Annotated in this window: 23 protein-coding genes; 18 read left to right on the top strand and 5 right to left on the bottom strand. The window is 62.9% G+C overall.

All coding sequences use genetic code 11. From position 1 onward, the window contains the following. Nucleotides 1-233 precede the first annotated feature (233 nt). The gene (locus C5N93_RS15455) at nucleotides 234-1,625 is read right to left on the bottom strand and encodes a PLP-dependent aminotransferase family protein (protein ID WP_242559955.1); all 1,392 of its coding nucleotides are present in this window, start codon (nucleotides 1,623-1,625) and stop codon (nucleotides 234-236) included. 403 nt (nucleotides 1,626-2,028) lie between these two features. On the opposite strand from C5N93_RS15455, the gene C5N93_RS15460 reads away from it, so the two are divergent. From C5N93_RS15460 to scpA, 9 genes are read left to right on the top strand one after another with little or no spacing between them, the layout of a single operon-like run. After that, a complete protein-coding gene (locus C5N93_RS15460; RefSeq protein ID WP_242559956.1) occupies nucleotides 2,029-2,511 on the top strand; it encodes an MSMEG_0572/Sll0783 family nitrogen starvation response protein in 483 nt (160 codons plus the stop codon). A gap of 19 nt (nucleotides 2,512-2,530) precedes the next feature. Then, nucleotides 2,531-3,583: a Nit6803 family nitrilase gene (locus C5N93_RS15465; protein ID WP_242559957.1), complete on the top strand. Its 1,053-nt coding sequence runs from the start codon at nucleotides 2,531-2,533 to the stop codon at nucleotides 3,581-3,583. Then, nucleotides 3,534-4,664: an MSMEG_0568 family radical SAM protein gene (locus C5N93_RS15470; protein WP_242559958.1), complete on the top strand. Its 1,131-nt coding sequence runs from the start codon at nucleotides 3,534-3,536 to the stop codon at nucleotides 4,662-4,664. The genes C5N93_RS15465 and C5N93_RS15470 overlap by 50 nt, the downstream gene beginning before the upstream one ends. Then, on the top strand, nucleotides 4,661-5,215 hold the full coding sequence (locus C5N93_RS15475; RefSeq protein WP_242559959.1) for an MSMEG_0567/Sll0786 family nitrogen starvation N-acetyltransferase: 555 nt from the start codon (nucleotides 4,661-4,663) through the stop codon (nucleotides 5,213-5,215). The genes C5N93_RS15470 and C5N93_RS15475 overlap by 4 nt, the downstream gene beginning before the upstream one ends. Continuing rightward, nucleotides 5,212-6,231 (top strand): sll0787 family AIR synthase-like protein, encoded by a 1,020-nt coding sequence (locus C5N93_RS15480; RefSeq protein ID WP_242559960.1) that lies wholly within the window; start codon nucleotides 5,212-5,214, stop codon nucleotides 6,229-6,231. The genes C5N93_RS15475 and C5N93_RS15480 overlap by 4 nt, the downstream gene beginning before the upstream one ends. Next, entirely contained in the window at nucleotides 6,222-6,524 is a 303-nt protein-coding gene (locus C5N93_RS15485; RefSeq protein WP_242559961.1) for an MSMEG_0570 family nitrogen starvation response protein, read from the top strand. Before C5N93_RS15480 ends, C5N93_RS15485 begins: the two co-directional genes overlap by 10 nt. A gap of 31 nt (nucleotides 6,525-6,555) precedes the next feature. Further along, a complete protein-coding gene (locus tag C5N93_RS15490) occupies nucleotides 6,556-7,824 on the top strand; it encodes an MSMEG_0569 family flavin-dependent oxidoreductase (RefSeq protein ID WP_242559962.1) in 1,269 nt (422 codons plus the stop codon). A 13-nt stretch (nucleotides 7,825-7,837) separates the two neighbouring features. Then, nucleotides 7,838-8,683, top strand: a complete 846-nt coding sequence (locus tag C5N93_RS15495) for a Pnap_2097 family protein (protein ID WP_242559963.1) — start codon at nucleotides 7,838-7,840, stop codon at nucleotides 8,681-8,683. Beyond that, nucleotides 8,676-10,772, top strand: a complete 2,097-nt coding sequence (gene scpA / locus C5N93_RS15500; RefSeq protein ID WP_242559964.1) for a methylmalonyl-CoA mutase — start codon at nucleotides 8,676-8,678, stop codon at nucleotides 10,770-10,772. The genes C5N93_RS15495 and scpA overlap by 8 nt, the downstream gene beginning before the upstream one ends. Before the next feature lie 77 nt (nucleotides 10,773-10,849). On the opposite strand, the gene C5N93_RS15505 is transcribed toward scpA, so the two are convergent. Beyond that, complete coding sequence (locus tag C5N93_RS15505; RefSeq protein WP_242559965.1) at nucleotides 10,850-11,539, bottom strand: Crp/Fnr family transcriptional regulator; 690 nt, start codon at nucleotides 11,537-11,539, stop codon at nucleotides 10,850-10,852. Between the two features lie 115 nt (nucleotides 11,540-11,654). Here C5N93_RS15505 and C5N93_RS15510 point away from each other — a divergent pair, with 115 nt between their 5' ends. The 6 genes from C5N93_RS15510 (at nucleotide 11,655) to C5N93_RS15535 (ending at nucleotide 17,709) form a co-directional block, all read left to right on the top strand. Beyond that, a complete protein-coding gene (locus C5N93_RS15510; protein ID WP_242559966.1) occupies nucleotides 11,655-11,834 on the top strand; it encodes a hypothetical protein in 180 nt (59 codons plus the stop codon). After that, entirely contained in the window at nucleotides 11,806-12,930 is a 1,125-nt protein-coding gene (locus C5N93_RS15515; RefSeq protein WP_242559967.1) for a transporter substrate-binding domain-containing protein, read from the top strand. Before C5N93_RS15510 ends, C5N93_RS15515 begins: the two co-directional genes overlap by 29 nt. A gap of 125 nt (nucleotides 12,931-13,055) precedes the next feature. Beyond that, nucleotides 13,056-14,015: a transporter gene (locus C5N93_RS15520; RefSeq protein WP_242559968.1), complete on the top strand. Its 960-nt coding sequence runs from the start codon at nucleotides 13,056-13,058 to the stop codon at nucleotides 14,013-14,015. 35 nt (nucleotides 14,016-14,050) lie between these two features. Continuing rightward, nucleotides 14,051-15,112 carry a DUF1254 domain-containing protein gene (locus C5N93_RS15525; protein ID WP_242559969.1) on the top strand — a complete coding sequence of 354 codons (1,062 nt, stop codon included), beginning with the start codon at nucleotides 14,051-14,053 and terminating at the stop codon, nucleotides 15,110-15,112. A 10-nt stretch (nucleotides 15,113-15,122) separates the two neighbouring features. Next, on the top strand, nucleotides 15,123-16,526 hold the full coding sequence (locus C5N93_RS15530) for a DUF1254 domain-containing protein (protein ID WP_242559970.1): 1,404 nt from the start codon (nucleotides 15,123-15,125) through the stop codon (nucleotides 16,524-16,526). Nucleotides 16,527-16,770: 244 nt separating this feature from the next. Beyond that, nucleotides 16,771-17,709, top strand: a complete 939-nt coding sequence (locus C5N93_RS15535; RefSeq protein ID WP_242559971.1) for a LysR family transcriptional regulator — start codon at nucleotides 16,771-16,773, stop codon at nucleotides 17,707-17,709. Nucleotides 17,710-17,762: 53 nt separating this feature from the next. Here the strand turns inward: C5N93_RS15535 and C5N93_RS15540 are convergent, their stop codons facing one another. Genes C5N93_RS15540 through C5N93_RS15550 form a run of 3 tightly spaced genes read right to left on the bottom strand, consistent with a single transcriptional unit; the run spans nucleotide 17,763 to nucleotide 19,827 of the window. Next, on the bottom strand, nucleotides 17,763-18,482 hold the full coding sequence (locus tag C5N93_RS15540; RefSeq protein WP_242559972.1) for an LrgB family protein: 720 nt from the start codon (nucleotides 18,480-18,482) through the stop codon (nucleotides 17,763-17,765). Then, complete coding sequence (locus C5N93_RS15545; protein ID WP_242560423.1) at nucleotides 18,479-18,859, bottom strand: CidA/LrgA family protein; 381 nt, start codon at nucleotides 18,857-18,859, stop codon at nucleotides 18,479-18,481. Before C5N93_RS15545 ends, C5N93_RS15540 begins: the two co-directional genes overlap by 4 nt. Before the next feature lie 2 nt (nucleotides 18,860-18,861). Then, the gene (locus tag C5N93_RS15550; protein ID WP_242559973.1) at nucleotides 18,862-19,827 is read right to left on the bottom strand and encodes an NAD(P)-dependent oxidoreductase; all 966 of its coding nucleotides are present in this window, start codon (nucleotides 19,825-19,827) and stop codon (nucleotides 18,862-18,864) included. A 155-nt stretch (nucleotides 19,828-19,982) separates the two neighbouring features. Between C5N93_RS15550 and C5N93_RS15555 the strand changes: the two genes are divergently transcribed. The 3 genes from C5N93_RS15555 (at nucleotide 19,983) to C5N93_RS15565 (ending at nucleotide 23,895) form a co-directional block, all read left to right on the top strand. Beyond that, nucleotides 19,983-20,423, top strand: a complete 441-nt coding sequence (locus tag C5N93_RS15555) for a DUF2231 domain-containing protein (RefSeq protein ID WP_242559974.1) — start codon at nucleotides 19,983-19,985, stop codon at nucleotides 20,421-20,423. Then, a complete protein-coding gene (locus C5N93_RS15560; protein ID WP_242559975.1) occupies nucleotides 20,416-21,756 on the top strand; it encodes a sorbosone dehydrogenase family protein in 1,341 nt (446 codons plus the stop codon). The genes C5N93_RS15555 and C5N93_RS15560 overlap by 8 nt, the downstream gene beginning before the upstream one ends. A 72-nt stretch (nucleotides 21,757-21,828) precedes the next feature. After that, entirely contained in the window at nucleotides 21,829-23,895 is a 2,067-nt protein-coding gene (locus C5N93_RS15565) for a TonB-dependent receptor (RefSeq protein ID WP_242560424.1), read from the top strand. The last annotated feature ends 82 nt before the right edge of the window (nucleotides 23,896-23,977 follow it).

The raw sequence follows: 23,977 nt of genomic DNA on the forward strand, positions 1-23,977 counted from the left end.
ACGTACGTTCTGTGCCCTTTTGTATCGGGGCCTGCAGGACGTCATTCTGGAGTTGGCGACATGCGTCGGGCAATTGAATAATTTAAGCGACTGGGCGCTTATTTTTTTCCTCTGTACCCGGCGATACTCGCTCTCTCATACGTGTATCGTCGAAATGCATTCATGCACCCTACATCCACTGCCGAGGGCGTGAAGCGACCGGTGGCGCAGACGAAGTGCGCACGCCCGCGTCGTTACAACATCGGTGAATGTAGATGGTCGGGGTGATCGAGCATATCGGCGACGATTTGCAGCGACTCCTCCATCGCGAGTGCATCGCTGGGGCCGCCCAGGCAGATGCGCACGGTGTTGGGCGGGTTGCCGTCCGTCGAGAACGCCGCGCCGGAGACAACACCGATCTGCTTCGTTCGCAAATGCGCGGCCAGTTCCGAGGCGCTCCATCCGGCGTCTGAGGGGACTTCCAGCCATAGATGGAAACAATCCTTCGACGCTTCGAAACGTCTTCCCTCGAAAACACGTTCGGCGAGATGATGGCGCACTTCGCATTCGGCACGGATGGCCGACAGCATGTCGCCCGCCACGCCGTTCTCGATCCAGTACGCGCTCAGATGCGACATGTAAGGACTTGCCATGACGGTCGTGGCGCGCATCGCACCCGCCAGACGCTCGGCATGGCGCGCGTTCGGCGCAACCACGTAGGCGATACGCAGGCCTGCACCGAAGCACTTCGACATGCCCGTCACGTAGTAGGTCAACTCCGGGGCGAGCGTGGCTAAGGCGTTCGGCGGCTGTAACGGCAACATTCCGTAGGCATCGTCCTCGATGATCGGTACGTTGTAGCGAAGCGCAATGTCCGCGATGTGCTCGCGCCTGTTCTGCGACAAGGTGCGTGTGGTCGGGTTCTGTAGGGTGGGGTTGCAATACAGCACACTTGGCTTGCGCACCTTGCACAACGCTTCGAAGGCGTTGGCATCGAGTCCTTCGTCGTCTCCCGGAAGCGGAGACAGCCGCATGCCGAGCTGATTGACGATGGCCTTGAGCCCCGGATATGCGACACAGTCCGTGCAAATCGTTTCGCCCGGCCTCACGAGCCGGAGTAGCAGCGCTACGAGCGCGCTGTGAATGCTGGGACAAACGAGTAGGGCATCGGAGCGGTGGTTCGGCACCGTATGGCGCAACCACTGGCTTGCCATGGTCCGCTCGTACTGAGAGCCGCCGAAGTCCTGATAGCGAAGCAGCGAGTATGGATCGCTGCTGCCGAATATCTCTGCGGCCGATGCTGCCAGCCGCTCGGCCATGCCCGGCGGCTCGGGCGGCATGTTCATCGTCATTTCCAGCGCGGTCCCCGCGCGCAGAGGGACCGCGGGCGCCCGCCCGCGAACATACGATCCGCTGCCCGCTCGCGAATCGATCAGCCCGCGCTTGCGCGCCTCGGCATATCCGCGTGCGAGCGTCGTGTAATTGACGTTGAGTGCTTCGGAAAGATCGCGCAGCGCAGGCAATCGATCGCGTGGCCTCAAGCGCCCGCTCGCCACGTCTTCTTCAATCAGATCGGGAATCGTTTGATATACCGGCTTTGCACTCTCGGACAGGCGCTTTAGCCAGTGTGCGGTGAGATTAGACATGGCGGGCTCGCAGGTGGGGCGCGGGTGGAAGGCGCCGGAGTGCCGGCGGGCAGCACGCCTCGCATGCGCGGCGTCAGATCATTCTAGTCAGTGTGTGCGATGAAAAATAAACAATTGGTTGTGCCTGATTGCATCGAATGATCCGAAATGATGCGTACGTGCACCGAATCAGGTTGTTGCGCCCGTTCGTGGGGAAAATGCGGGGTCCGGAGCGCAGCGCCGTGTCCGTGAGGGACGGTGCGCACACGGGGCGAACAAGAATTTTCATGGGGTAATCATTGCCGTCGTTGTGAATTGATTGGCAATTGATTGCATGAGGTGTCCGTGGTGATGGCACGACCGTTGCGAAAGAAGGCATGTCGGCCCGACGGTCGGCACACCTCAACCACCATGGAGTTTCGCAATGCCCGCCATCACCACGCCCGCCCACAAGACCGGTGACTATCTCGTCGACTACGAAGAGAAGGTGTTCGAGGACGTCAAAGCCGAGCCCGGCGAGAAAGCGCTCGTCACGTTCCACACAGTCGCCTTCGAAGGGTCGATCGGCTTCGTCAACATGCTTCAGGCTACGCGCTTGCAGCGCAAGGGCTTCGAGACCTCGATCCTGCTGTATGGCCCGGGCGTCATGCTGGGCGTGCAACGCGGGTTCCCCACGCTTGGCGCAGAGGCGTTTCCCGGACATCTGAACTTCAACAATCAGCTCATCAAGTTCATGGCCGAGGGCGGCAAGGTGTATGCCTGCCGATTCGCGTTGCAGGCGCTGTACGGCCACGGTGAGGCGTCGCTCATCGAGGGCGTGCGTCCGATCAATCCGCTCGACGTGCTCGATCTCAAGCTGCTGCATCGCAAGTCCGATGCGCTGATCATCGACACCTGGACGGTCTGAGAACGGGGCGCGCATCCACATGTCGATCCAACCGACCCAAGCGCCGAGCACCGCACAAGCGGCGCCCGGCAGCGTCCGTGTTGCAGCCGTGCAGATCGCGCCGGACCTCGCTTCGGGGGCCGGCACGCTGGCCCGCGTTTGCGAGGCCATCACGTCTGCGGCGCGCACAGGGGTGCAACTGATCGTCTTTCCGGAGACGTTTCTGCCTTACTACCCCTACTTCTCGTTCGTGCTGCCGCCGGTGCAATCCGGGGCCGAACACATGCGGTTGTACGAGCAGGCGGTGGTGGTGCCCGGGCCGGTGACCGACGCCATTGCCGCCCTGGCTCGCCAGCATGGCATGGTCGTCGTGGTCGGCGTGAACGAGCGCGATCACGGCAGCCTGTACAACACGCAACTGATCTATGACGCCGACGGCCAACTGAAGGTTAAGCGCCGCAAACTCACGCCGACCTTTCACGAGCGAATGATCTGGGGGCAAGGCGACGCTGCCGGCCTCCAGGTGGCGCAAACGGCAGTCGGCCGCGTCGGTGCGCTCGCTTGCTGGGAGCACTACAACCCGCTCGCGCGATACGCGCTAATGGTCCAGCACGAGCAAATCCATTGCAGCCAGTTCCCGGGTTCGCTGGTCGGACCGATCTTTGCCGATCAGATCGAAGTGACGATCCGCCACCATGCCCTCGAAGCCGGCTGTTTCGTGGTCAACGCGACCGGCTGGCTGACCGACGCGCAGATCACATCGATCACGCCGGACCCGAAACTGCAAAAGGCGCTTCGCGGCGGCAGCAACACGGCGATCGTGTCCCCAGAAGGCCAGCATCTCGCCCCGCCGCTCCGAGAGGGCGAAGGCATGGTCGTTGCCGATCTGGACATGTCCCTGATCACCAAGCGCAAACGGATGATGGACTCGGTCGGCCACTATGCGCGCCCCGAGTTGCTTAGCCTCGCGGTCAACGAGCGACCCGCCACCCCTGCTTTTTCCCTCGACGATGCACCCGTCGCCCCTTTCGGGAGTGCCCACCATGACGACCAACGACACCTCGCCGGATTCGAACCTGCAACTCTTGACTGAACTTCAGTCCAGCGGACTGCGGCTGGCCTCGCCTTCGGCGGCAGGCCTCACGCGCCGTGGCGGCGCCGGGCCGTCCGACCACAAGGCGCTCGTCATCGACGGTGTCACGCTGATGGTGCCGGTACACACTCACGCGGCGTCCCAGTCGGAGCTTGTCGTCTCCGAGCCGGACGCCTCCGGCACGAGTGTGCTCAGACGAGGTGCCATTCCGATCGCGAACGTGTCGTTCGCCAAAACGCCGCGCTTCTATGCATTACAGACGCTCGACGGTGTGCCGTACTCCCATATCGCAACGCTGCACGGCACCGATGTGCTGGCGACGACGGTGTTGCAGACGTGCATTCGCTACGAAAGCCGCAAGAGGGCATGCAAGTTCTGCGCGATCGGCCAGTCGCTTGCCGCGGGGCGAACCATCGCTCACAAGCGTCCCGAACAGCTCGCGGAAGTGGCGCGGGCGGCCGTGCTGCTCGACAAGGTACGACATATGGTGCTCACCACCGGTACGCCGTCAACGCCGGACCGTGGCGCGGCGATTCTGTGCGAAAGCGCACGCGCCATCCGGCGTGCCGTGGATTTGCCGATACAGGCGCAATGCGAACCGCCGGATGACGATGTCTGGTTCATGCGCTTGCGCGACGCCGGCGTCGACACGCTCGGCATGCATCTCGAAGTGATTGGCGACGCGCAACGCGCACGCGTCATGCCGGGCAAGGCGGCTGTCCCGGTCGCACGTTACATGCAGGCGTTCGAAGCGGCAGTGAAGGTGTTCGGTCGTGGGCAGGTGAGCACCTATCTTCTCGCCGGACTCGGCGACTCCGCGCAAACCATTCTGGAGATGTCGAGCAAGCTGCTCGCTTTGGGGGTCTACCCGTTCGTGGTGCCGTTCGTGCCGATCTCGGGCACACCGCTTGAGGACCATCCGGCGCCCACGCCGGCCTTCATGCAATCGATTCTCGGCCCACTGGGCGACATGATCCGCGAGGCTGGAATGCGCTCGTCGGACATCAAGGCGGGCTGCGGAAAGTGCGGTGCCTGCTCGTCGTTGTCCTCGTTCGAAAACGTCTCCCGGGTGGCCGCATGAATCCCGCCGCCCCCGATCGTGAAATGCCCGCCATCAACGACATCGTGGTTCGTTGGGCCAGGCATCCGTGGGAAGTCGCGCAAGCGCATGCCATCCGGCGCGACGTGTTTTGCGAAGAGCAGGGCGTCTTCCAGACCGACGACCGCGACGAAATCGACGAGCACGCGCAGCTTCTAGTGGCCGTGGTCGATGACGGGAGCGTGGCACCTTACGTGGTCGGCACGGTACGGATTCATCGCGCGACGCACGACACGAATTGCTGGCACGGCTCGCGCCTGGCCGTACGGCGCGATTTCCGGCGGCACGGCCGCATCGGCGCCACGCTGATCATGCTCGCCGTGAGTAGCGCGCACGCGTTGGGTTGCCACACGTTTCTCGCCAACGTGCAGGCACAGAACGCGCCGCTGTTTCGCCGTCTGCATTGGCGAACGCTGGAAGAGGTCGTGTGCTTCGGGCGCGAGCATCACCTCATGCAGGCCGATTTGACCTGCTACGCGCCATGTCATACCCCTTATGTCGGCTTTGCCATCGAACAGCGGAGGGCAGCATGACCCTGACCGAAATCGTCCGATGCGTGCGAGCAAGCCGTGGTCTGGCGCACAAGACAGATATTGCCCCGATGCTCGCCGCACTGGCGGGCAACGCCGATCGGTCGGCGGTCATGGCGGCCGGAGACGACTGCGCAGCGATTCCCGACGGCGACGGCTATCTGCTGCTGGCCGCCGAAGGCATGGTGCGCGATCTCATCGACGCCATGCCCTGGTTCGCCGGATATTGCGCGGTGCTGGTCAACGTGAGCGACGTCTGTGCGATGGGCGGACGTCCCCTTGCCGTGGTCGACGTGATCTGGAGTCAGGGTGTGGAGCCGGCGCGCGAAGTGTTGGCCGGCATGGCCGCAGCGTCGCACCAGTTGGGGGTGCCTATCGTCGGGGGGCACAGCAATGCGCGCAGCGATCACACGCAACTCGCTGTTGCCATTCTCGGACGCGCTCGCCGGTTGCTCTCGAGTTTCGCCGCACGGCCCGGCGACAGGTTGCTCATGGCGGTCGACTTGCGGGGCGCGTTCGTCGAGCCATATCCCTATTGGAATGCGGCTACGCAGGCTCCCGCGCAACGCCTGCGCGGCGATCTGGCTGTGCTCGCCGACATCGCCGAGGACGGGCTGTGCTGCGCGGCGAAAGACATCAGCATGGCCGGCATCGTCGGCACCGCAATGATGCTCGCCGAATGTTCGCGAGTCGGTGTCGACATCAATCTGGCACGGCTGCCACTGCCGGCCGGCGTGTCCATGGCGCGGTGGCTCGAAGTGTTCCCGAGCTTTGGCTATCTGCTTGCGGTGCGTGAGGCGGATGTCCCGCATGTCGCCAAGCGATTCGCGGATCGCGACATTGCCTGCGCGGACATCGGCGGGTTTCGCGCCGGGCATCGCGTCGACCTGCACTGGCAGGGCGATTGCGAAACTGTGTGGGAGTTCGATACGCAACCGTTCATCGTGCCGGCCGACCGCCGGGCGATACAACCTTATGCCACACAGACTGGCTTGCCGAGGGAGGCCTCATGCCCGTGACCTATTTCACCATCAAGTGGCCGGACGATGTCGAAATGCGCTGCTATTCGCCGTCGAGCGTCGTTCGCGATTTCCTGCGCCCCGGTGAGTATCCGCTCGACGATTTTCTCGACGCGGCGGATCGGGCGCTGGCCGAGGCGTCGAATCGCGTGCGCGAGAAGTTCGGCTACGCGTGTTCGTCTGCCCGCGACCAGTGGGAGACGATCGAGCAGACAGCGCGTAAATACCGTTCGCTTAAAGCGCCGAGGGTCACCGTCATTAGCGTTGGCAATGGCGTTGGCAGCGCCGCATAAGTCCCCAATTACCGTATCAGGAGAGGAATATATGTCGTCCCAAAGCATTACGCCCGAGGCGCACTTTAGCGTCGTTATCGTCGGTGGCGGTCAGGCCGGACTGTCGATGAGCTATTACCTTACGCAAGCCGGCGTCGATCATATCGTGCTGGAAAAGCACACGCTCACGCACACATGGCGCGATCAGCGATGGGACGCCTTCTGTCTCGTCACGCCGAACTGGCAGTGCGCACTGCCGGGATACCCGTACCGGGGCCCGGACCCTCACGGCTTCATGACGAAGCCCGAGATCGTCGAATACCTCGATGGCTTCATCCGCCATGTGAACGCACCGGTTCGCGAAGGCGTGAGCGTCACGCGCGTAACGCGACGCCCGCAGGGCGGCTATTTTGTGCAGACTACAAGCGGAGACTTCAGCGCGGATCAGGTCGTCGTAGCGTCGGGCGGGTACCACACCCCGATCGTTCCGCGCATGGCGGAGCGTCTGCCCGCGTCGGTGTTGCAGGTGCAGTCCGCGGACTATCGCAGCGCGTCGGCATTGCCTGTGGGCGAGGTGCTGGTGGTAGGGTCCGGGCAATCGGGCGCACAGATTGCGGAGGATCTTCACCTCGCGGGGCGAAAGGTACATCTGGCCGTGGGCGACGCCCCGCGCTGCGCTCGCTTCTATCGCGGTCGCGATGTCGTCGACTGGCTGGCCGACATGAAGTATTACGACATGCCGGTCGAGGCGCATCCTTTGCGCGAGGGCGTTCGCGACAATACCAATCACTACGTCACCGGACGCGACGGCGGGCGTGACATCGATCTGCGCAAATTCGCGACTGAAGGCATGGCGCTTTACGGCACACTGACGGACTACGACGCCGGGCAACTTCGCTTTGCGGCGGATCTGGCGGCAAGCCTCGACAGTGCCGACGATACTTACAACCGCATCAACTCATCGATCGACAAGTTCATCGCGCAACATGGGATCGACGCTCCCGAGGGGCAGCCGTATCGTCCGGTCTGGCATGAGCAGACGCAGCACCTGACGCTGGATCTCGCGCTCAGCGGCATTACGAGCATCGTCTGGTGTATCGGTTTCCGGCCGGATTTCAGCTGGATCGATCTGCCCGTGTTCAACGGACGCGGTTATCCGGGGCATGTGCGTGGCGTGACCTCTGAGACCGGGCTGTATTTCCTCGGCTTGCCCTGGCTCCATACCTGGGGCTCGGGACGATTCTCCGGTGTGGCGCGAGACGCCGAGCATCTTGCCGGGAAAATCACCGAAATGGCGCAACCCGATGCGCGCGCGGCGTGAGGGGAGGGGGCTGATGCCCGTATCGAACGGCGCGTCGCGTACCCATTACCGGGCCGGCATGCCGGAGCTTGTCTTCACTGGATTGTCGGAGCAGTGGTTGCTCAGAACGTGCGGCGACCTACACTGGTCCGCGCTGGCGCAGCAGGCGGGGATGAGCACGCCTGATTTCTACGATCAGCAGGGCCAGAAGGCCTACGCGGCATTCGTTGCGCTGCGGATCCGCGAGGCGCGTCTGGAAGACGTGACCGAGCATCAACGCTTCGCCATCGAATCGGAGGTGATGCGCGTGCCGGGCGTGCGTCATTTCGGTCGCTATCGGGTGTTGACGCCCGAGGCTTGCGTGGCGAACGTCGAGATGGTCTCCACGTTTGTGCGGCGAGAGCGCACGTCCGATAACCATTCGGTCAGTCGCGCGATGTTCGACAGCGGTGCCGTCAAGCAGATGCCCGCCGCGGCCGCCGCGCTGATCGATCAGGCTAAGCGGTTTCGGACCGACGACTGGACGACCCACGGCAGACTGTCGCGGCACACACACGCGATCGAGCATCAGGTCGAATATCTGCCGTGTCCTTCGCTCGATTTCAACGGGGCGAATCTGCTCTACTTCGTGAGCTTCGCCGCGATGGTCGAGCGTGCCGAATGGCACTGGCGTCCTGCGGCAACGGGTATTCTGCCCGCGCTCGTCGAGCGTGAAATGGCGATGTATGGCAACGCCAACGTTGGCGAACGGCTCAGGCTGCGTTTCGGCGCGCGCTACACCGGTCACGACGGGCTGTCTCACTGGTGTTCCATATCGAGGATCTCGGACGACGTGCGCATTGCGGACGTCGTGACACACAAGCGGTGGTCCCATGAGTGATTTGCGCGATAGCGACCGGATGCCGCCGTCGGCGCCACGCAAAGCCTGTTATACCGCTGAGGATCTGGCCGGCGTGCCGCATCTCGATACAGGGCCGGGCGAGTATCCCTTCTTGCGAGGCATACATCGCACGATGTATACCGAGCGCGCGTGGACGATCCGGCAATACGCGGGATACGCCGACGCGACGACATCGAACCTTGCGTATCGCCGCGCGCTGGCGCAGGGTGGCACTGGATTGTCGGTCGCGTTCGACTTGCCCACGCACCGGGGCTACGACTCCGATCACGAGGACATCGCGGCCGACGTTGGCATGGCGGGCGTTGCGATCGATTCGGCAGACGACATGGTGCGGCTGTTCGAGGGCATCGCGCTCGATCGCGTATCCGTGTCGATGACCATGAGCGGCGCGGTGCTGCCGGTGCTGGCCGCCTACATCGTTGCTGCGGAACGCACCGGCGTGGCCCCGGCACAGTTGCGCGGTACCATTCAGAACGACATTCTCAAAGAGTTCATGGTGCGAAATACGTACATCTTCGCGCCGGGGCCGTCCATGCGAATCGCCGCCGACGTTGTCGACTATGTGGCCACGAACATGCCGCAATTCAACGCGATGTCGATCTCGGGGTACCACTTGCAGGAAGCGGGCGCCGATGGCGTTCTGGAACTGGCGCTCACGCTCGCCAACGCACAGACTTACGTGCGCGCGCTCGTCGCGCGCGGCGCGAACGTCGATCGGGTCTGCCGGCAATTGAGTTTCTTCTTTGGCGTGGGGCGCGATTTCTTCGGTGAAATCGCCAAACTGCGCGCCGCGCGCGTGCTTTGGGCGACGATCGCGCGTGCGCTCGGCGCGACCGATGCGCGTGCGACGCAGTTGCGCATGCATTGCCAGACGGCCGGATCGACGCTCAGCGCACAGCGCCCGCAGAACAATATCGTGCGCACCACTGTCGAGGCGATGGCTGCGGTGTTCGGCGGGACACAGTCCTTGCATACGAACGGCTGGGACGAAGCGCTGGCGTTACCCAGTGAAGCCTCAGGCACGGTCGCTCGCGACACGCAATTGATTCTCCAGCACGAAATGGGCTTGTGCGACGTGGTGGATCCATGGGCCGGCGCTTACATGATGGAGTCGCTCACGTCGCAGACGGTGACGGCGGTGCAGTCGTTGCTGGCGGAGATCGAGGCCGAGGGCGGCGTCGTTGCGGCCATCGAGTCCGGTTGGGTGCACGACAGAGTGCATTGGCGCGCCACACGGTTGCAGGCCGAGCTGGACGCGGGCCACTCGGTCGTCGTCGGGGTGAACCGGTATCGGGAGGCTTCGTCGTGCGAACAGGAGTGTCTTGAGGTGGACGGACGGCATGTGAGAGCTCAGCAGGTCGACCGCCTGCGGCAGTTGCGTCTCGCGCGCGACGAGGCGCGCGTGCGCGAAGCGCTTCACGCGCTCACAGCGGTTGCCCGTACCGGACAGGAAAATTTGCTCGCGCTCACGGTGCGGGCCATGCGTGCGGGTGCGACCGTCGGCGAATGTACCGCAGCGTTGGAACTCGTCTGGCCTCGCTGGAAGACGCCGATGCGATTTTCCGGCAGTGGGCGCTACGCCGCCGGGAGAGCCGATTCAAGCGAGTGGCGTAGCGCGCTCGCCGGGGTGGCACAGTTGACGTCCGAGTGGGGGCGAGCCCCTCGTATCGCGATCATCAAGCTGGGGCAGGACGGTCACGACCGGGGCGCAAAGACGATTGCTGCCGCGCTTAGCGACGCAGGCTTCGACGTGCAGCTCGGCACACTATTCACGACACCCGGGCAGATGGCCGAGTGGGTGACGGCCGAAGCGCCGGATATCGTCGGCATTTCAACGCTGGCGGGAGGGCACATGACGCTTGTCCCCGCCTTTCTGTCGGCACTCGATGCCGTGGGTTGCGACACGCCTGTCGTGCTGGGTGGCATCGTGCCGGAAGCGCACGCGGCGTCGCTGATTGCGAAAGGCGTCGATGCCATTTTCGGCCCGTCCACCGGGGTCGACGACATCGTCGTCAAGCTCGTCGCCTGTCTGCGAGTCCGCTCGGCGCCACTGGTCACTCGGTCCTGAAAGCACGCCGTCGTGGGGTGAGGGTGGCGGGCCACGCAGTGCCCGACGCACGTCGGTGCCGCGTCTTTGCCGTGGTTTTACAGGGTGTCGGGTTCGGCAGCGAATTCGCGAAGACTTTGTGCATCGATGACCTCGATCGCCCGGTAGCCTGCCGTGATCCATCCGGCCTTGCCGAAGTACTGAAGCGCGGCGTTGACTTGTTTGCGAGAGGCATTCGCCATCAACCCCAGATCCGTTTGCGACAGTGGCACGTTGTTCCCGCCGATCCAGTTGGCGCGGGCAAGCACCGATGCAATGCGCCGGTTCGTGTCGCGAATCTGCAAATCGTGAATCACATGGATCATGACGTCGACGGTCGTCATCAGGATGAGAGAAACGTATCGCACCACCTCGGGATTGCGCGATGCCATCTCGTCGAGCGTATCGAGCGGCAGGTGCATCAGCAACGTGTCGTTGACCGAGCGAAGTTCCAGCCGGCGAGGTTGCCGCGAGAGAAACCCACCTTCGCCCGTCCATGTGCCCGGCACGCCGAGATGCACCAACCTGGGGACTTTCGTCGACGGGGCCGTGTTCACGGTCACCGTTCCCGAGACCAGTCCGTAGATACCGCCTGGCGGATCGCCGAAACGGTAGATCACTTCTCTCGCGGAGAAGCGTTGCAGGATCGCGCGCGTCAGCACTTCCCGTTTGAACCCTTCCGGAAGATGTGCGAGCCAGCCATTGCTGGCCATGATCCCGGCCGCGTCGATGCCAGACAAGTCGGTCATAAAAAACACGTCGATTGTCCGATTAAGGACAAACTCAGCTTGAAGTGGTGGCTAGTATAGCGTTGCGTGAAGCGGGGAAGACTGGCGCTAGTGCCGTATCGCAACGATAAATGAGATGAAACGCACCATGGTCTCGGGGATTCAAGGCATCGCGACACGCAAGGACACGGGGCGCCAATTGCGCAACCGTGCGAAGCGCTCGGCACATAGCGCGATCGGACAGGTCGATCGCGGTCCCATCGCACTGCTCAAGGCAAGAAGCGACGATGACATGGCAGCCGATTTTCGTATCTGACATGTGGCGGCGCGCTCTGCGGTGCATGCTCGGACGAATCGCGCTGATGGGCCTGTTCGCGAGCCCGGTGGCGTTCGCGCAGTCGCCCGCGCCTGAAATCCATGCCAGTACCTTTGTCATCGAGCCCTTCGTGCTCGCTCAGGACGGGCGACTGAGCGGTTTCAGTATTGACCTCTGGAACGAGGTTGCGGCGCGTCTTCACCGACGAAGCGTCTATTTGGCGACGCCCGGTGTGACCGAGACCTTCCAGGCGCTACGAGCCGGGAGCGCCGATGTCGCGGTGTCCGGGCTTTTTTATAGCGTAGCGCGCGATCGCGAGTTCGATTTCTCCTATCCGATCCTTGAGGCGGGACTGCGGGTGATGGTGCGAACGAACGGGCAGACCGTGGCTTCCAGCCCGCTGGAAGGCGTTATTCAGTCGCTGTTCTCACGTACCAGCGCCATATGGCTCGGGGTGGCGTTGCTGCTGATTGTGGTGATTGGGCATGTGGTCTGGTTGGTGGAGCGCCGACAGACTTCCGACGCGAAACATCCCGAAGCCTATTACCCGGGCGTCTTGCGTGCGATGTATTGGGCCGCGACGACGTTGCTGTCTCAGGCAGACCAGCCGCCCCGGCGGTGGCTTTCGCGGTTGCTGGCGGTGATGTGGATGTTCGTCGGCATCATTTTCATCGCTTCCTACACGGCGCAGTTGACGACGGCACTGACCATTCACACCATCCGTGGCGCGATCGAAGGTCCGGGCGACCTGCCTGGCAAACGCGTGGGAACGCTCGCGGGAAGTCCGGCGGTTGCGTATCTAGAGCAACACGGTGCGCTTGTCCACCGCTATTTGCAGAATCGGGATGTGTTCCGGGCACTTTTGGACGGTGAGGTCGACGCGGTCGTGCAGGGTTCTGCCGGGCTCGAGTATTACGCGACGCACGAGGGCCGGGGGCTGGTTGCGGTAGTCGGTCCCGAATTTCAGCAGAACAGCGTCGGTTTCGTCTTTCCCGTCGACAGCCCATTGCGCAAGCAGGTGAACGGCATATTGCTCTCCATGCGCGAGGACGGTTCGTATCAGGCGATTCACGACAAGTGGTTCGGTACTCGTTAGCGATTGGCGGCTAACGATCATCGTGCCGTTCACGCAATCGCCTATGCAATGGACGCTGACGCTTGCGATAACGGAACGACACACTGCCCGGTGATCCATCAATCGAAACGAAAGGGATGTTCAGTATGAAAAGTCGTGCCGCCTTGTTCGTTGTCCTTTCTTCCATGTGCCTGCGCGTGTTTGCTGCCGAAGGCGGGACGGGGGTGAACTTGCTGGGGATGAAGAACCCCGGCGCGGCCATCACGCCGGCGCAGGGGTTTTACTACCAGAACGATCTTTACTTCTATTCGGGCAACCTCGATGGCGGTCGTGGTCTGCCGACCGGGGGCAAGGTCGTTGCGAATGTCGATGCGACGGCGATCGTCAACCTCTCCACGCTACTGTGGTCTACGCCGTGGGTTATTGGCGGCGGGCGATTGAACCTCAGTACCACGGTGCCGGTCGGTGAGAAGCGGATCAGTGCCGGCGCGCAATTGGCGGGGCCACGTATCGGCACGCTCGGCAACTCGACGTCCGACAATGTATTCACCGTTGGCGACCCGGCCGTGGGCGCAGTGCTTGGTTGGCAGGCCGGTCATCTGTACTGGCAGGCCGGCGTGTCGGTCAACGTGCCGGTTGGCGACTATCGCAGTGGCGATATCGCGAATCTCGCATTCCATCGCTGGGGCACGGATCTGATCGGGTCGGGCACCTGGTTCGACCCGAACGTCGGGCTCGATCTTTCCGGTACCGTCGGCGTGACGTTCAATGGACGAAACCCGGAAACCGACTACCGAACGGGCGCGGAATTGCACGTGGACTGGTCCGCATCGCAGTATTTCACGCGCCGATTTTCGGCGGGGCTGGTAGGGTACTACTACCAGCAATTGACGCCCGACAGCGGTTCCGGCGCAGTGCTCGGCGATTTCGAAGGGCGTGTGGCCGCCATCGGACTGACGAGTGCATACATCTTCAAGCCGGGACGAATTCCCATCACGGCGCGCCTGAAGGTCTTCCATGAGTTTGCCGTCAGCAATCGTGCGAAAGGCAACAGTCTGTTCCTCACGATGACCCTACCGTTCTCGGCACCTAACGGGACCCCATGACCCCCGACACTTCATTCGAGACAGGCGAGACAACGATGAAAACACTGATTGCGCGCCGAGTGGCCTGCGTTGCCGCGACCGCGACGATTTTCACTGCGGGTGCGGCGTCTGCGGCGACCGAAGTGACGACCGACAATTTCGTTCGGGCGGAAAGCGATCTGTACTTCAGCCGCATCGTGAAGGACGGTGGCTTCGGGCGGTTTCATGCCCGACGCACGCTGCCCCGCGTCGACCAGCAGATCGTCGTTCGCCTCAACCGGGATACCTTGTATTCGGCAGCGGTGATCGATCTCGACGCCGGTCCCGCCACCGTCACCGTGCCGAGCACGGGCGACCGATATCTGGCGATGCAGGCGATCAACGAGGATCACTACACCACGCAGATCATTCACTCCGGCGGCCAGTATCGGTTCACGAGAGAAACGGCAGGCACTCGATATCTGCTGCTGGCCGTTCGTATCCTGGTAGACGCCAACGACCCTCGCGATCTCGATGAGGTGCATCGACTTCAGGACCGTTTTGCCATCTCGCAAGCTCGCTCGGGGCATTTCGAGATACCCGACTGGGATGCAGGCACGCAGACGAAGGTCCGCGACCACCTCGTCGCACTGGGCACCCTGCTGCCCGATGCGAAACGCATGTTCGGTGCGAAAGGAGAGGTCGATCCCGTACGCCACCTGATCGGCGTGGCATTTGGCTGGGGCGGAAATCCGGAGCGCGAGGCGATTTATCTGAACGAGGTGCCGAAGCACAACGATGGCACGACCGTCTACCGTCTGCATGCGGATAAAGTGCCCGTCGATGGATTCTGGTCTGTCAGCGTCTACAACGCGAATGGTTACTTCGAACCGAACTCGGCGAACGCCTATACCGTGAACAATGTTGTGGCGAAGCATGGACCGGACGGTAGCGTCGACGTGCAATTCGGCGGATGCACTGCCGATTCCGCCAATTGCCTGCCGATCTCCGCCGGCTGGAACTACATGGTCCGGCTGTACCGCCCGCAGCACGCGCTCCTGGACGGTCGGTGGCAGTTTCCCGTCGCACAACCGGTCGAGGCCGCTGCGTCTCCCGCCCAATCGAAACCTTCCGAATAGGAGTGCCGAAGTGAATCGCAGACAGACCCTAAAGGCCGGCGCCGCCATTGCCGCATTGGGACCGATGGCCGCACGCCGTTCGCAAGCGGTGTCGACAGCGCCCGGTCCGGTGACGCTCACCCCCCTCGAAAAGCTCGCGCGCGAGGCGTACATCTACGCGTTGCCGATGGTGGAGAACTACTACAGCATTTATCAGTACGCCGTCGACAGAGACAACAGCCAATTCAAGGCGCCCTTCAATCGCATCGGCAACGTTGCCAGAGTGTTTGCGCCGGAGGACACGGGGGTCGTCACCCCCAACTCCGACACGCCTTATTCGTTCATGATGGCCGATCTGCGTGCCGAACCGCTCGTTGTTACGCTGCCGCCAATCGAAGCGGGGCGCTACTATTCGGTGCAACTGATCGATCTGTATACGCACAACGTCGGCTATCTCGGCACGCGTGTCGACGGCAATGGCGGTGGTCGTTTTCTGCTCGCGGGCCCCTCATGGAATGGCGATACGCCGGCGGGCATCCGCCGGGTCGTGCGCTTCGACACGTCGATCGCTTGCACGCTGTTTCGCACCCAATTGTTTGACGCCGCCGATCTGCCGAACGTGGTCGCCATTCAGCGACAGTATGCCGTGGCCCCGCTGAGTGAATACCTCGGCGTGAACACTCGCGAGCGCGTGCCCGAGACGCAATGGCCGGCGATCGATCGTCGGACTTCGGAGACGGATTTCTGGTCGTATGTGAGCTTCCTGCTGCCATTCGCGGCACCGCTGCCTTGGGAGACGTCGCTACGCGCGTCGTTCCGGCAACTCGGTCTGGCTTCCGGCCAGGAGTGGCCGCCGGCGGGATTTCCCGAGACAACGGCACGGATGATGCGCGAAGTCGGCGAGCAGACGCGCAAGGATATCGATGCAGGGGTGGCACGACTGACATCGTCGAAGGGCCTGTTCGGAACCCCGGCACAAATGCGCGACAAGTACTGGGAACGAGCGCTTGCGGCCAAAGGTGGCTTGTACGGTAACGACATCGAGGAAGCCTATTACCCGATCATCACGACCGACGCGCAAGGTCATCGACTCGATACGTCGAAGCACGACTATGTGATGCGTTTTCCCGGCGGGAGACTGCCCCCCGTCGACGCCTTCTGGTCGATGACACTCTACGATGGCGCAACCAAGCTGCTCGTGCCCAACCCGTTGCAGCGCTACCTCGTGAACTCCTCGATGGCGAAGCAATTGCGGCGAACGCCCGAGGGGGATATCGTCATTTACATTCAGAAAGAATCGCCGGGCGCCGATCTCGAATCGAACTGGTTGCCTGCCGCCGCAGGGCCGATCAACCTTGTCATGCGACTTTATCTGCCGAAGCCGGAGGTTCTGGCTGGAAAGTGGCGTGCCCCGGTCGTCGATATTCGCCGCTGATCGACGGGCGCGCACTGGCATACGGTTGTACAACGCTTACGCGCCCCGAATATGAGAAGATCGGTTTTCGATCCGATCGTCGGGTCGACGCCGTGCCGAGGCGGTCTTCGCCGGGCTGGCTGGCCCGGCGTTTATCGCGGCGCCAATATACAAGGAACAGACGCCAGGTTTTCCGTGCGAACGTATCGATCGACGATACTTGCGGCAGGTATCTACGTTCGCTTTTCCCTTAAAGTGTCGCAATATGGATTACTACACCGCTGTTCGTGCTTTTCTCTCGTCAGCCGAAGCGTCGAGCTTCAGCAAAGCCGCCCAGCAGCTCGGGATCAAGACTTCCACGGTGTCGCGGTATATTGGTCAGCTTGAGGCCGACCTGGGCATCGCGCTGTTCAACCGCTCGACGCGGGGCCTCGTGCTCACCGAGGGGGGGACGGTATTTCGCGAGCACGCCCTGATTTCACTTCAGGCGCTCGACGACGCGAGGAACCTCACCTCGTCGTTGAACCAGACACCGCAAGGGCATTTGCGTGTGACCATGCCGGTGGCGTTCGGTCGTCGCCATATTGTCCGGCATCTCCCGCAGTTCCTGGCGCGGTACCCGGACATTTCAATCGACGCGGTGATTACCGACGATGTGGTCAATCTGATCGACTCCGGTATCGATCTCGCCATCCGCATCGGTGCGCTGGCAGATTCGCAACTTATGGCGCGCAAGCTCGCCGAGCACCAGCGCGTCGTCTGCGCTAGCCCGGACTATGTGGCCCAGCACGGCGCGCCGGCGATGCCTGAAGAGCTTGCTTCGCACGAAGCGCTGCGTTTTTCGCTGGCCACCGACGACCGGTGGCTGCTCGTCAACCGAGAGACGAATGCGGCGCGGGCAAGCGGGCCGGCAGAGATTGCGGTGCGATTGCAAGGCGCATTGCGAGCGAACGACACGGAGTCGATCCTGAGTCTTGCGGTCGCAGGCCGCGGTGTCGCGCTGCTGCCGAGCTGGAGCGTCAGTGAGGCGCTGAAAGCCGGCGAGCTGGTGCACTTGTTGCCGGATTGGCAGGCGCAGGTGGGGCGCAATCCCGCCGCGATATGGGCGATCTACCCTCCGAAAAAGAAAGTCTCTTCCAAAGTGCGCGCGTTCGTCGACTTCTATGCGGAGATTCTCTCGGCCCCCGGGTATTGGGGAGCCTGACGCATTGCCCGGTTGGACCGCAGGTCGCCGGCTCTCGCCCGCGACCTGCCATGTCAGTGCCAGAGCAAGGCGAGTAGGGGCACGATCAGGGCGGTGAGCAGTCCGTTGAGTCCGATGCCGATGGCCGCGAATGCCGCTGCCAGTCCATTGAGCGGCGCAATCTGCGCGGCGGCCACGCCGCTGCCGGCCACACCGGCCGCGAAGCCATGCGCCCGCCAGTCGCTGATGCGCAGCCAGCCGAGGACCGTCTTGCCCACGGAGGCCGCCACGATCCCGCCTGCGATCGCCAGCGCCGCAGTCAGCGCCGGCACGCCGCCGACCTCCTGCGCCAGTGCGATGGCAATCGGTGTCGTCACCGACTTCGATGCCATGGACATTGCCACGTCGCGCCCGCCACCGAACAGCCATACCACCAATGCGCCGCTCACGGTCGACGTCAACGACCCGGCGAGTAGCGCGAGCCCTATTTCCCGGAAGCTACTGCGCACATGCCCGATGTTCATGGCGAGCGGTACGGCCAGTGCCACCGTGGCAGGCCCGAGCAGGAAGTTGATGAACTGTGCGCCGCTGAAGTACGTGGCGTAGGACGTGTTCGTGACCTTGAGCAGCACGGCCATGATGGCAATGGCCAGCAGTACCGGATTGAGGATCGCCAGTCCACCGAAAAGGCGTTGCACCAGCTTGCCCAGCGCGAAGCTCACGAGTGTGAGCGCGAGCCAGAGCAAGGGGCTTGGCGTCATCGGTGTCCAGAGAGCGTGGAGCGTCGTCATCATGGCTGGATCTCGGAGTTTGTCGAACGTTTCAGTCGCTGCGAGCCGACATGCATCACCCAGGCCGTGGCCAGCAGACCCAGCAACGTCGACAGGATCAGGCCGATGAGAATCGGCAACCAGTATTGGCGCAACAGGCTGCCTTCGGTCACGATACCCACGCCTGCGGGCACAAACAGCAGTCCCATATTGGTGATGAGTGTGTCGGCCACCCGCGTGAGTTGCGATTCGCGCAAACCATTGGCGTCTTGACGAATCAAGAGCGCACCGGCGAGCAGGAACATGCCGATGACCGGCCCCGGCAATGGCAGATGCAGCAGTTGGCGCAGCACTTCGCCCAGAAGCTGTGCGCCGATCAGGATCGAGAGCGCGTTGATCATGGTCACGCCCGATGGTCGGCTGTGTGGCCGAGATTGACGTCGAGCCCGGCGTCGGTGGCTGCGAGGGCGCCGAGCGCCGACCAGTCGAGGTCGGCCCATCCGCGCGCCATCATGGCGACAAGGCGGTCATGGACGATGCTGACCAGTGGCATCGGCACCATCCAGTGCTCCGCCTCGGCCATCGCGAGTCGCAAGTCTTTCACTGCAAGCGGTGCGGTCATACCGGCGGGCAGGTAGCGTTCTTCGAGAATTTTGCCGCCATAGGCCTTGTGTACCCGCGCGTCGAACATCGTCCCCGTGAGAATCTCGAATCCCTTGCGGCGCTCGATGCCCGCTTTGGCAAGCAAGGCCAGTATTTCCCCCATGCTCTGGAGCGTAACGCCGGTCAGGGCATTCGACGCAACTTTCATGAGACTGGCCATGCCGGGATCTTCGGCAATATGAAAGATCCGTTGCGAGACGTGGCGTAGCAGGGGGGCGGCAACGATCAGGCTGCTTTCCTGACCTCCCGCGAGCACGAAGGCCTGTGCGTTGCGCACGATGTCCGGATTGCCGAGAATCGCCGCCACCAGAAAGCGCTGCCCGAGTGCATGGTGGCTCGCCGCGAGGCGTCGCGACATGGCGGGGCTGACGGTGCTGGTGGCGATGTGCAAGGTGTTCGGGCGCATGACGCTGAACAACCCGCCGGGAGATTTGGTTACGGCATTCAGGGCGTCGTCGTCCGGCAGCGAGGTAAAGATCACGTCGCAATTCGCCAGCCCGCTGATGTCGGAGACGGTTTTGACGCCCGGGGGTATCAGGGCTGCTAGCGATTCGATGTCCCGGTCGTACACGAAGGTCTGGACGCCGGCCTCGTGCATGCGGGCAGTCAGCGCGCGCCCCATGTGGCCGAACCCGAGAACGCCGACCGATTTCGTCTGCCGTGGCGTCGCAGTGGCGGCCGACGCCTTTTCCGTACTGATGCTCATGATGAACTCCTGTCAATTCCAGGGCAATCATGTCGCGGAGCCCTCGCACACGGAACCCCCTGTACGGCAAATGAGCTTTGCAGAACGGGGCATAGTCAAACCGGGTCCGCTCGCCAAAAATGACTGACACCTCAACCACGACTGCAGGGCTCGTCATGAACACTCACACTGGGCAAATACGCTCGGTCGTTGCGTATGTCATTTACGCACTTCTCAACCCCATCCCTTACGGGTTCTTCGTTGGTGCGCTGATCTTCGATGCCACTTACGCCAGCAATGGCGACGTGCTATGGGTCAAGGCGGCCGCCTGGCTCATCACCTTCGGGCTGCTGTTCGCGATCATTCCGCGACTCATCAACCTCGTGCATGTCTGGCTTGCCCCGAGCAGGACACCTTATCTCGAGAAAGTCGATTTCTGGCTCAATCTGGTGGCCATCCTGGTTGCCATCGTCAATGCGTTCGTCCACAGCCGCGACGCGTACGCGGCGGTTCCGGAGGCCGTCTGGCTGTCGGCCATCACGGTGCTTTTGCTCGTTGTGAGCACTATGGTTCTGGCCGCGCAATGCGCTGCGGCAAAGCGAGTCGATCATGAATAAGTCCTATCGCGTGGTGACCTGCGCGCTTGCCGCAAGCATTGCCCTGGCAGCCTGTTCCGAGAAAGCGACCTACGATCCGGTGCAGCAATCGGGCCCCAATCCTCCCATGCCGAAAGCGCAGAACTTTCTCGTGCCCCCCATGCAGGTGCCCGACGGAACCGGTTGGCGGGACGGCGAAGCGCCGAGCGTTGCCGCTGGCCTGCGCGTGGAAAAGATCGCGGGCGGACTGTTGCACCCGCGCCAGTTGCTCACGCTGCCCAATGGGGACGTGCTCGTCGTCGAGTCGAATGGCCCGGGCACCGAGCCTGTCACTTCGCCCAAGCAACTCATTGCCGGGATCGTCAAGAATCGTTCAGGAAAAGGCGGCAAGGGTGGGAATCGCATCACGCTGCTGCGCAAGTCCGTGGGTAAGGACGGTCACGCGGATACCTGGGAGTCACATGTGTACATCGAGCATCTGCATTCACCGTTCGGTGTCCAGCTGATCGGCGACACGCTGTACGTCGCGAATACCGACAACATCATGAAGTATCACTATGTCCCGGGCGAAACCAGAATGTCCGACCCTGGCGCCGAGTTCACCGATCTGCCGAGCACCATCAATCACCACTGGACGAAATCGCTGTTGGCAAGCCCGGATGGAACGAAGCTGTACGTCGGCGTGGGTTCCAACAGCAACATTACCGAGAATGGACTCGCGGTGGAGTATCGCCGGGCGAACGTGCTCGAAGTCGACGTGCGAACGGGGGCGAGTCGCGTATATGCGTCCGGTATACGAAATCCCACAGGGCTGCAATGGGAGCCTGCAACGGGTAAGCTGTGGGCGGTGGTCAACGAGCGCGACGAGATTGGCGCGGACCTCGTGCCGGACTATCTCACCTCCGTGAAGGAGGGCGGTTTCTACGGGTGGCCGTACAGTTATTTCGGCCAGCATGTGGACAGCCGCGTCACGCCGCAGCGTCCCGATCTCGTTGCCAAAGCCATCAGCCCGGATTACGCGCTGGGGTCTCACGTCGCGCCACTCGGCCTGCTGTTCTATCGTGGGCACGGGCTTCCCGAGCGGTATCGTGGCGGCGCGTTCATCAGCGAGCACGGCAGTTGGGACCGCTCGCCGTTGAGCGGTTATGCAGTGGTCTATGTCGCGTTCAAGGATGGCAAGCCGTCCGGCGTGCCCGAGCCGATACTGACCGGGTTTGCATCGGAGAATGAGAAGTTCCTGAAGGGGGCGCCGGTCGGACTGGCCGAAGACGCCGACGGTGCGTTGCTGGTGGCAGACGACGTGGGCAACGCGGTCTGGCGCGTGTCCGCGGCAACGCCGGGCGACAATCGCTGATTCCGAACGCCAATGAGGACATTTCGCGTGTTGGCCCCCTGGCGTTTGCGACGCTCTCACCTCCTGCTGTTGATGCTCCCGATTGGGGCTGCGGCGCAGGAGAGCACCTCTACCGTGCTGCCGGTCGTGACCGTTCAGTCCACGCGACTCGGCACGCCCTTGTTCGCCACGCCTGCGTCAGTGGACATCGTCGACGGCGAGCAGTTGCGCGCTCGCCAGCCCGGCATCGACCTCTCGGAAGGGCTGGCGGGCGTGCCGGGTCTCCAGATTCGGAACCGGCAGAACTACGCGCAGGATCTCCAGTTGTCGATACGCGGGTTCGGCGCGCGCTCCAGCTTCGGCGTGCGCGGCGTACGCCTGTATGTCGACGGCATCCCGAGCACCATGCCGGACGGACAGGGGCAGACGTCGAACATCGACATTGCGTCAGCAGATCGGGTCGAGGTCTTGCGAGGCCCGTTCTCGGCGTTGTACGGCAATTCGTCGGGGGGCGTGGTGCAGGTGTTTACCGAGGACGGCGCCTTGCCTGCGCAAGTCGCCGTCGACGTCGCCGCCGGCAGCTTCGGCATGTGGCGATACGGCGTGAAGGCAAGCGGGGCGTTCGACGCACGGCTCGGGCTGACTGACTACACCGTTAGCGCAAGTCGTTTCACGACGCAGGGGTTTCGCGACCACAGCGGCGCACACAAGAGTCTCGGTAACGCCAAGCTCAATGTGCAACTGGACGACGTCAGCCGTTTGACGATCGTGGCGAATGCCGTCGATCTGAGCGCACAGGACCCGATGGGTCTCACGAGGGCGCAGTTTCAGAAAGACCCGAGCAGTGCTGTCACACAGGCCGCTAGCTTCAACACGCGCAAGTCGGTGCAACAAAGTCAGGGAGGGCTCGTCTACGAGCGGGATCTCGGGGGCGGGAGCACATTGCGCGGCATGGTGTATTACGGTGAACGGCAAACGACGCAATATCAGTCGATTCCGGTGGCGACACAGTTATCCCCCGGCAATCCCGGCGGTGTTATCGACCTCTCGCGAGAGTACGGCGGCGCTGACTTGCGTGTGAGTTCGAAGCTCACCGTGGCGAATCGGCCCATGACGCTGATCGCCGGCCTTTCGTACGACACATTGACGGAGCATCGGCGCGGTTATCAGAACTTTCTGGGAAGCCCGGCGTCACCCACGCTTGGTGTGAGCGGTGCGTTGCGCCGGGATGAGACCAACAAGGTGTATAGCGCGGACCCCTACGTTCAGGCATCGTGGCAGGCAACCCCGGACTGGACGCTCGACGCCGGTTTACGCTACAGCATGGTGTCGTTTGACTCGGACGATCACTACATCACGGCGGGCAACCAGGACGACAGCGGCAGTGCACGATATCGGCAAGCGTTGCCGGTGGCTGCATTGCGCTACACGCCGACGCCGGCGACGACCTTCTACATCTCCTATGGACGAGGTTTCGAGACACCGACGCTCAATGAGATATCGTATCGCCCCGATGGCAGTTCGGGGCTGAACTTTGCCCTCATGCCCTCGCTTAGCGATAACGTGGAAGCCGGTGCGAAGTGGCGCACACCGGTCGGGTTGTTGACCGTTGCGCTTTTTCGCAGCGATACGCGCAACGAGATCGTCCCGACGGCCAGTACCGATGGGCGTACCTCATATCGCAACGGCGGACGTACGCGCCGCGACGGTGCGGAGTTGGCGTGGACCGCGCGATTTGCCGGTCACATGCGCGCACAGATCGCCTATTCGTGGCTCGACGCCCGCTACCGGGACTCGGTCCCTGGTGGGATCAACGCCGGTAACCGCATCCCGGGCACTGCGCAGCAGGCAGCCTACATCGCGCTTGGCTGGGCGCCCGATCAGGGATGGCAGGCGGGCGTCGAGGGACGTTATCTAGGTCGGGTACAGGTGGACGACGCGAATTCCGATGCCGCCCCTGCGTATTTCGTCGCCGCCCTCAGTACCGGCTACCTGTGGCGCATCGGTCCCTGGGAAGCGCGTGCCTATGCACGCGTAGACAACGTATTCGACAGGCACTACGCCGGTTCGGTGATCGTGAACGACAGCAATGGCCGATTCTTCGAGCCCGCACCCGGTCGAAACTGGAGTGCAGGACTCAGCGTGGCTTACCGGTACTGACCCGCAGACCACCGCTTACGTGCCTCCGGTGGGCCGAGCACGCGGCGCCCCCGTCAATTTCCGAGGGCTCGCCGGAGCGCGC

The sequence above is a fragment of the Pandoraea sp. LA3 genome, from assembly GCF_022696215.1.
Classification (GTDB): domain Bacteria; phylum Pseudomonadota; class Gammaproteobacteria; order Burkholderiales; family Burkholderiaceae; genus Pandoraea; species Pandoraea capi.

Coding starts and splice junctions, on each gene's coding strand:
- C5N93_RS15560 (WP_242559975.1), top strand. CDS start 20,416: ATGAATAAGTCCTATCGCGTGGTGACCTGCGCGCTTGCCGCAAGCATT.
- C5N93_RS15565 (WP_242560424.1), top strand. CDS start 21,829: ATGCTCCCGATTGGGGCTGCGGCGCAGGAGAGCACCTCTACCGTGCTG.
- C5N93_RS15490 (WP_242559962.1), top strand. CDS start 6,556: ATGTCGTCCCAAAGCATTACGCCCGAGGCGCACTTTAGCGTCGTTATC.
- C5N93_RS15455 (WP_242559955.1), bottom strand. CDS start 1,625: ATGTCTAATCTCACCGCACACTGGCTAAAGCGCCTGTCCGAGAGTGCA.
- C5N93_RS15525 (WP_242559969.1), top strand. CDS start 14,051: ATGAAAACACTGATTGCGCGCCGAGTGGCCTGCGTTGCCGCGACCGCG.
- C5N93_RS15495 (WP_242559963.1), top strand. CDS start 7,838: ATGCCCGTATCGAACGGCGCGTCGCGTACCCATTACCGGGCCGGCATG.
- C5N93_RS15520 (WP_242559968.1), top strand. CDS start 13,056: ATGAAAAGTCGTGCCGCCTTGTTCGTTGTCCTTTCTTCCATGTGCCTG.
- C5N93_RS15460 (WP_242559956.1), top strand. CDS start 2,029: ATGCCCGCCATCACCACGCCCGCCCACAAGACCGGTGACTATCTCGTC.
- C5N93_RS15545 (WP_242560423.1), bottom strand. CDS start 18,859: ATGATCAACGCGCTCTCGATCCTGATCGGCGCACAGCTTCTGGGCGAA.
- C5N93_RS15550 (WP_242559973.1), bottom strand. CDS start 19,827: ATGAGCATCAGTACGGAAAAGGCGTCGGCCGCCACTGCGACGCCACGG.
- C5N93_RS15555 (WP_242559974.1), top strand. CDS start 19,983: ATGAACACTCACACTGGGCAAATACGCTCGGTCGTTGCGTATGTCATT.
- C5N93_RS15540 (WP_242559972.1), bottom strand. CDS start 18,482: ATGATGACGACGCTCCACGCTCTCTGGACACCGATGACGCCAAGCCCC.
- C5N93_RS15505 (WP_242559965.1), bottom strand. CDS start 11,539: ATGACCGACTTGTCTGGCATCGACGCGGCCGGGATCATGGCCAGCAAT.
- C5N93_RS15470 (WP_242559958.1), top strand. CDS start 3,534: ATGACGACCAACGACACCTCGCCGGATTCGAACCTGCAACTCTTGACT.
- C5N93_RS15485 (WP_242559961.1), top strand. CDS start 6,222: ATGCCCGTGACCTATTTCACCATCAAGTGGCCGGACGATGTCGAAATG.
- scpA (WP_242559964.1), top strand. CDS start 8,676: ATGAGTGATTTGCGCGATAGCGACCGGATGCCGCCGTCGGCGCCACGC.
- C5N93_RS15535 (WP_242559971.1), top strand. CDS start 16,771: ATGGATTACTACACCGCTGTTCGTGCTTTTCTCTCGTCAGCCGAAGCG.
- C5N93_RS15465 (WP_242559957.1), top strand. CDS start 2,531: ATGTCGATCCAACCGACCCAAGCGCCGAGCACCGCACAAGCGGCGCCC.
- C5N93_RS15475 (WP_242559959.1), top strand. CDS start 4,661: ATGAATCCCGCCGCCCCCGATCGTGAAATGCCCGCCATCAACGACATC.
- C5N93_RS15515 (WP_242559967.1), top strand. CDS start 11,806: ATGACATGGCAGCCGATTTTCGTATCTGACATGTGGCGGCGCGCTCTG.
- C5N93_RS15480 (WP_242559960.1), top strand. CDS start 5,212: ATGACCCTGACCGAAATCGTCCGATGCGTGCGAGCAAGCCGTGGTCTG.
- C5N93_RS15510 (WP_242559966.1), top strand. CDS start 11,655: ATGAAACGCACCATGGTCTCGGGGATTCAAGGCATCGCGACACGCAAG.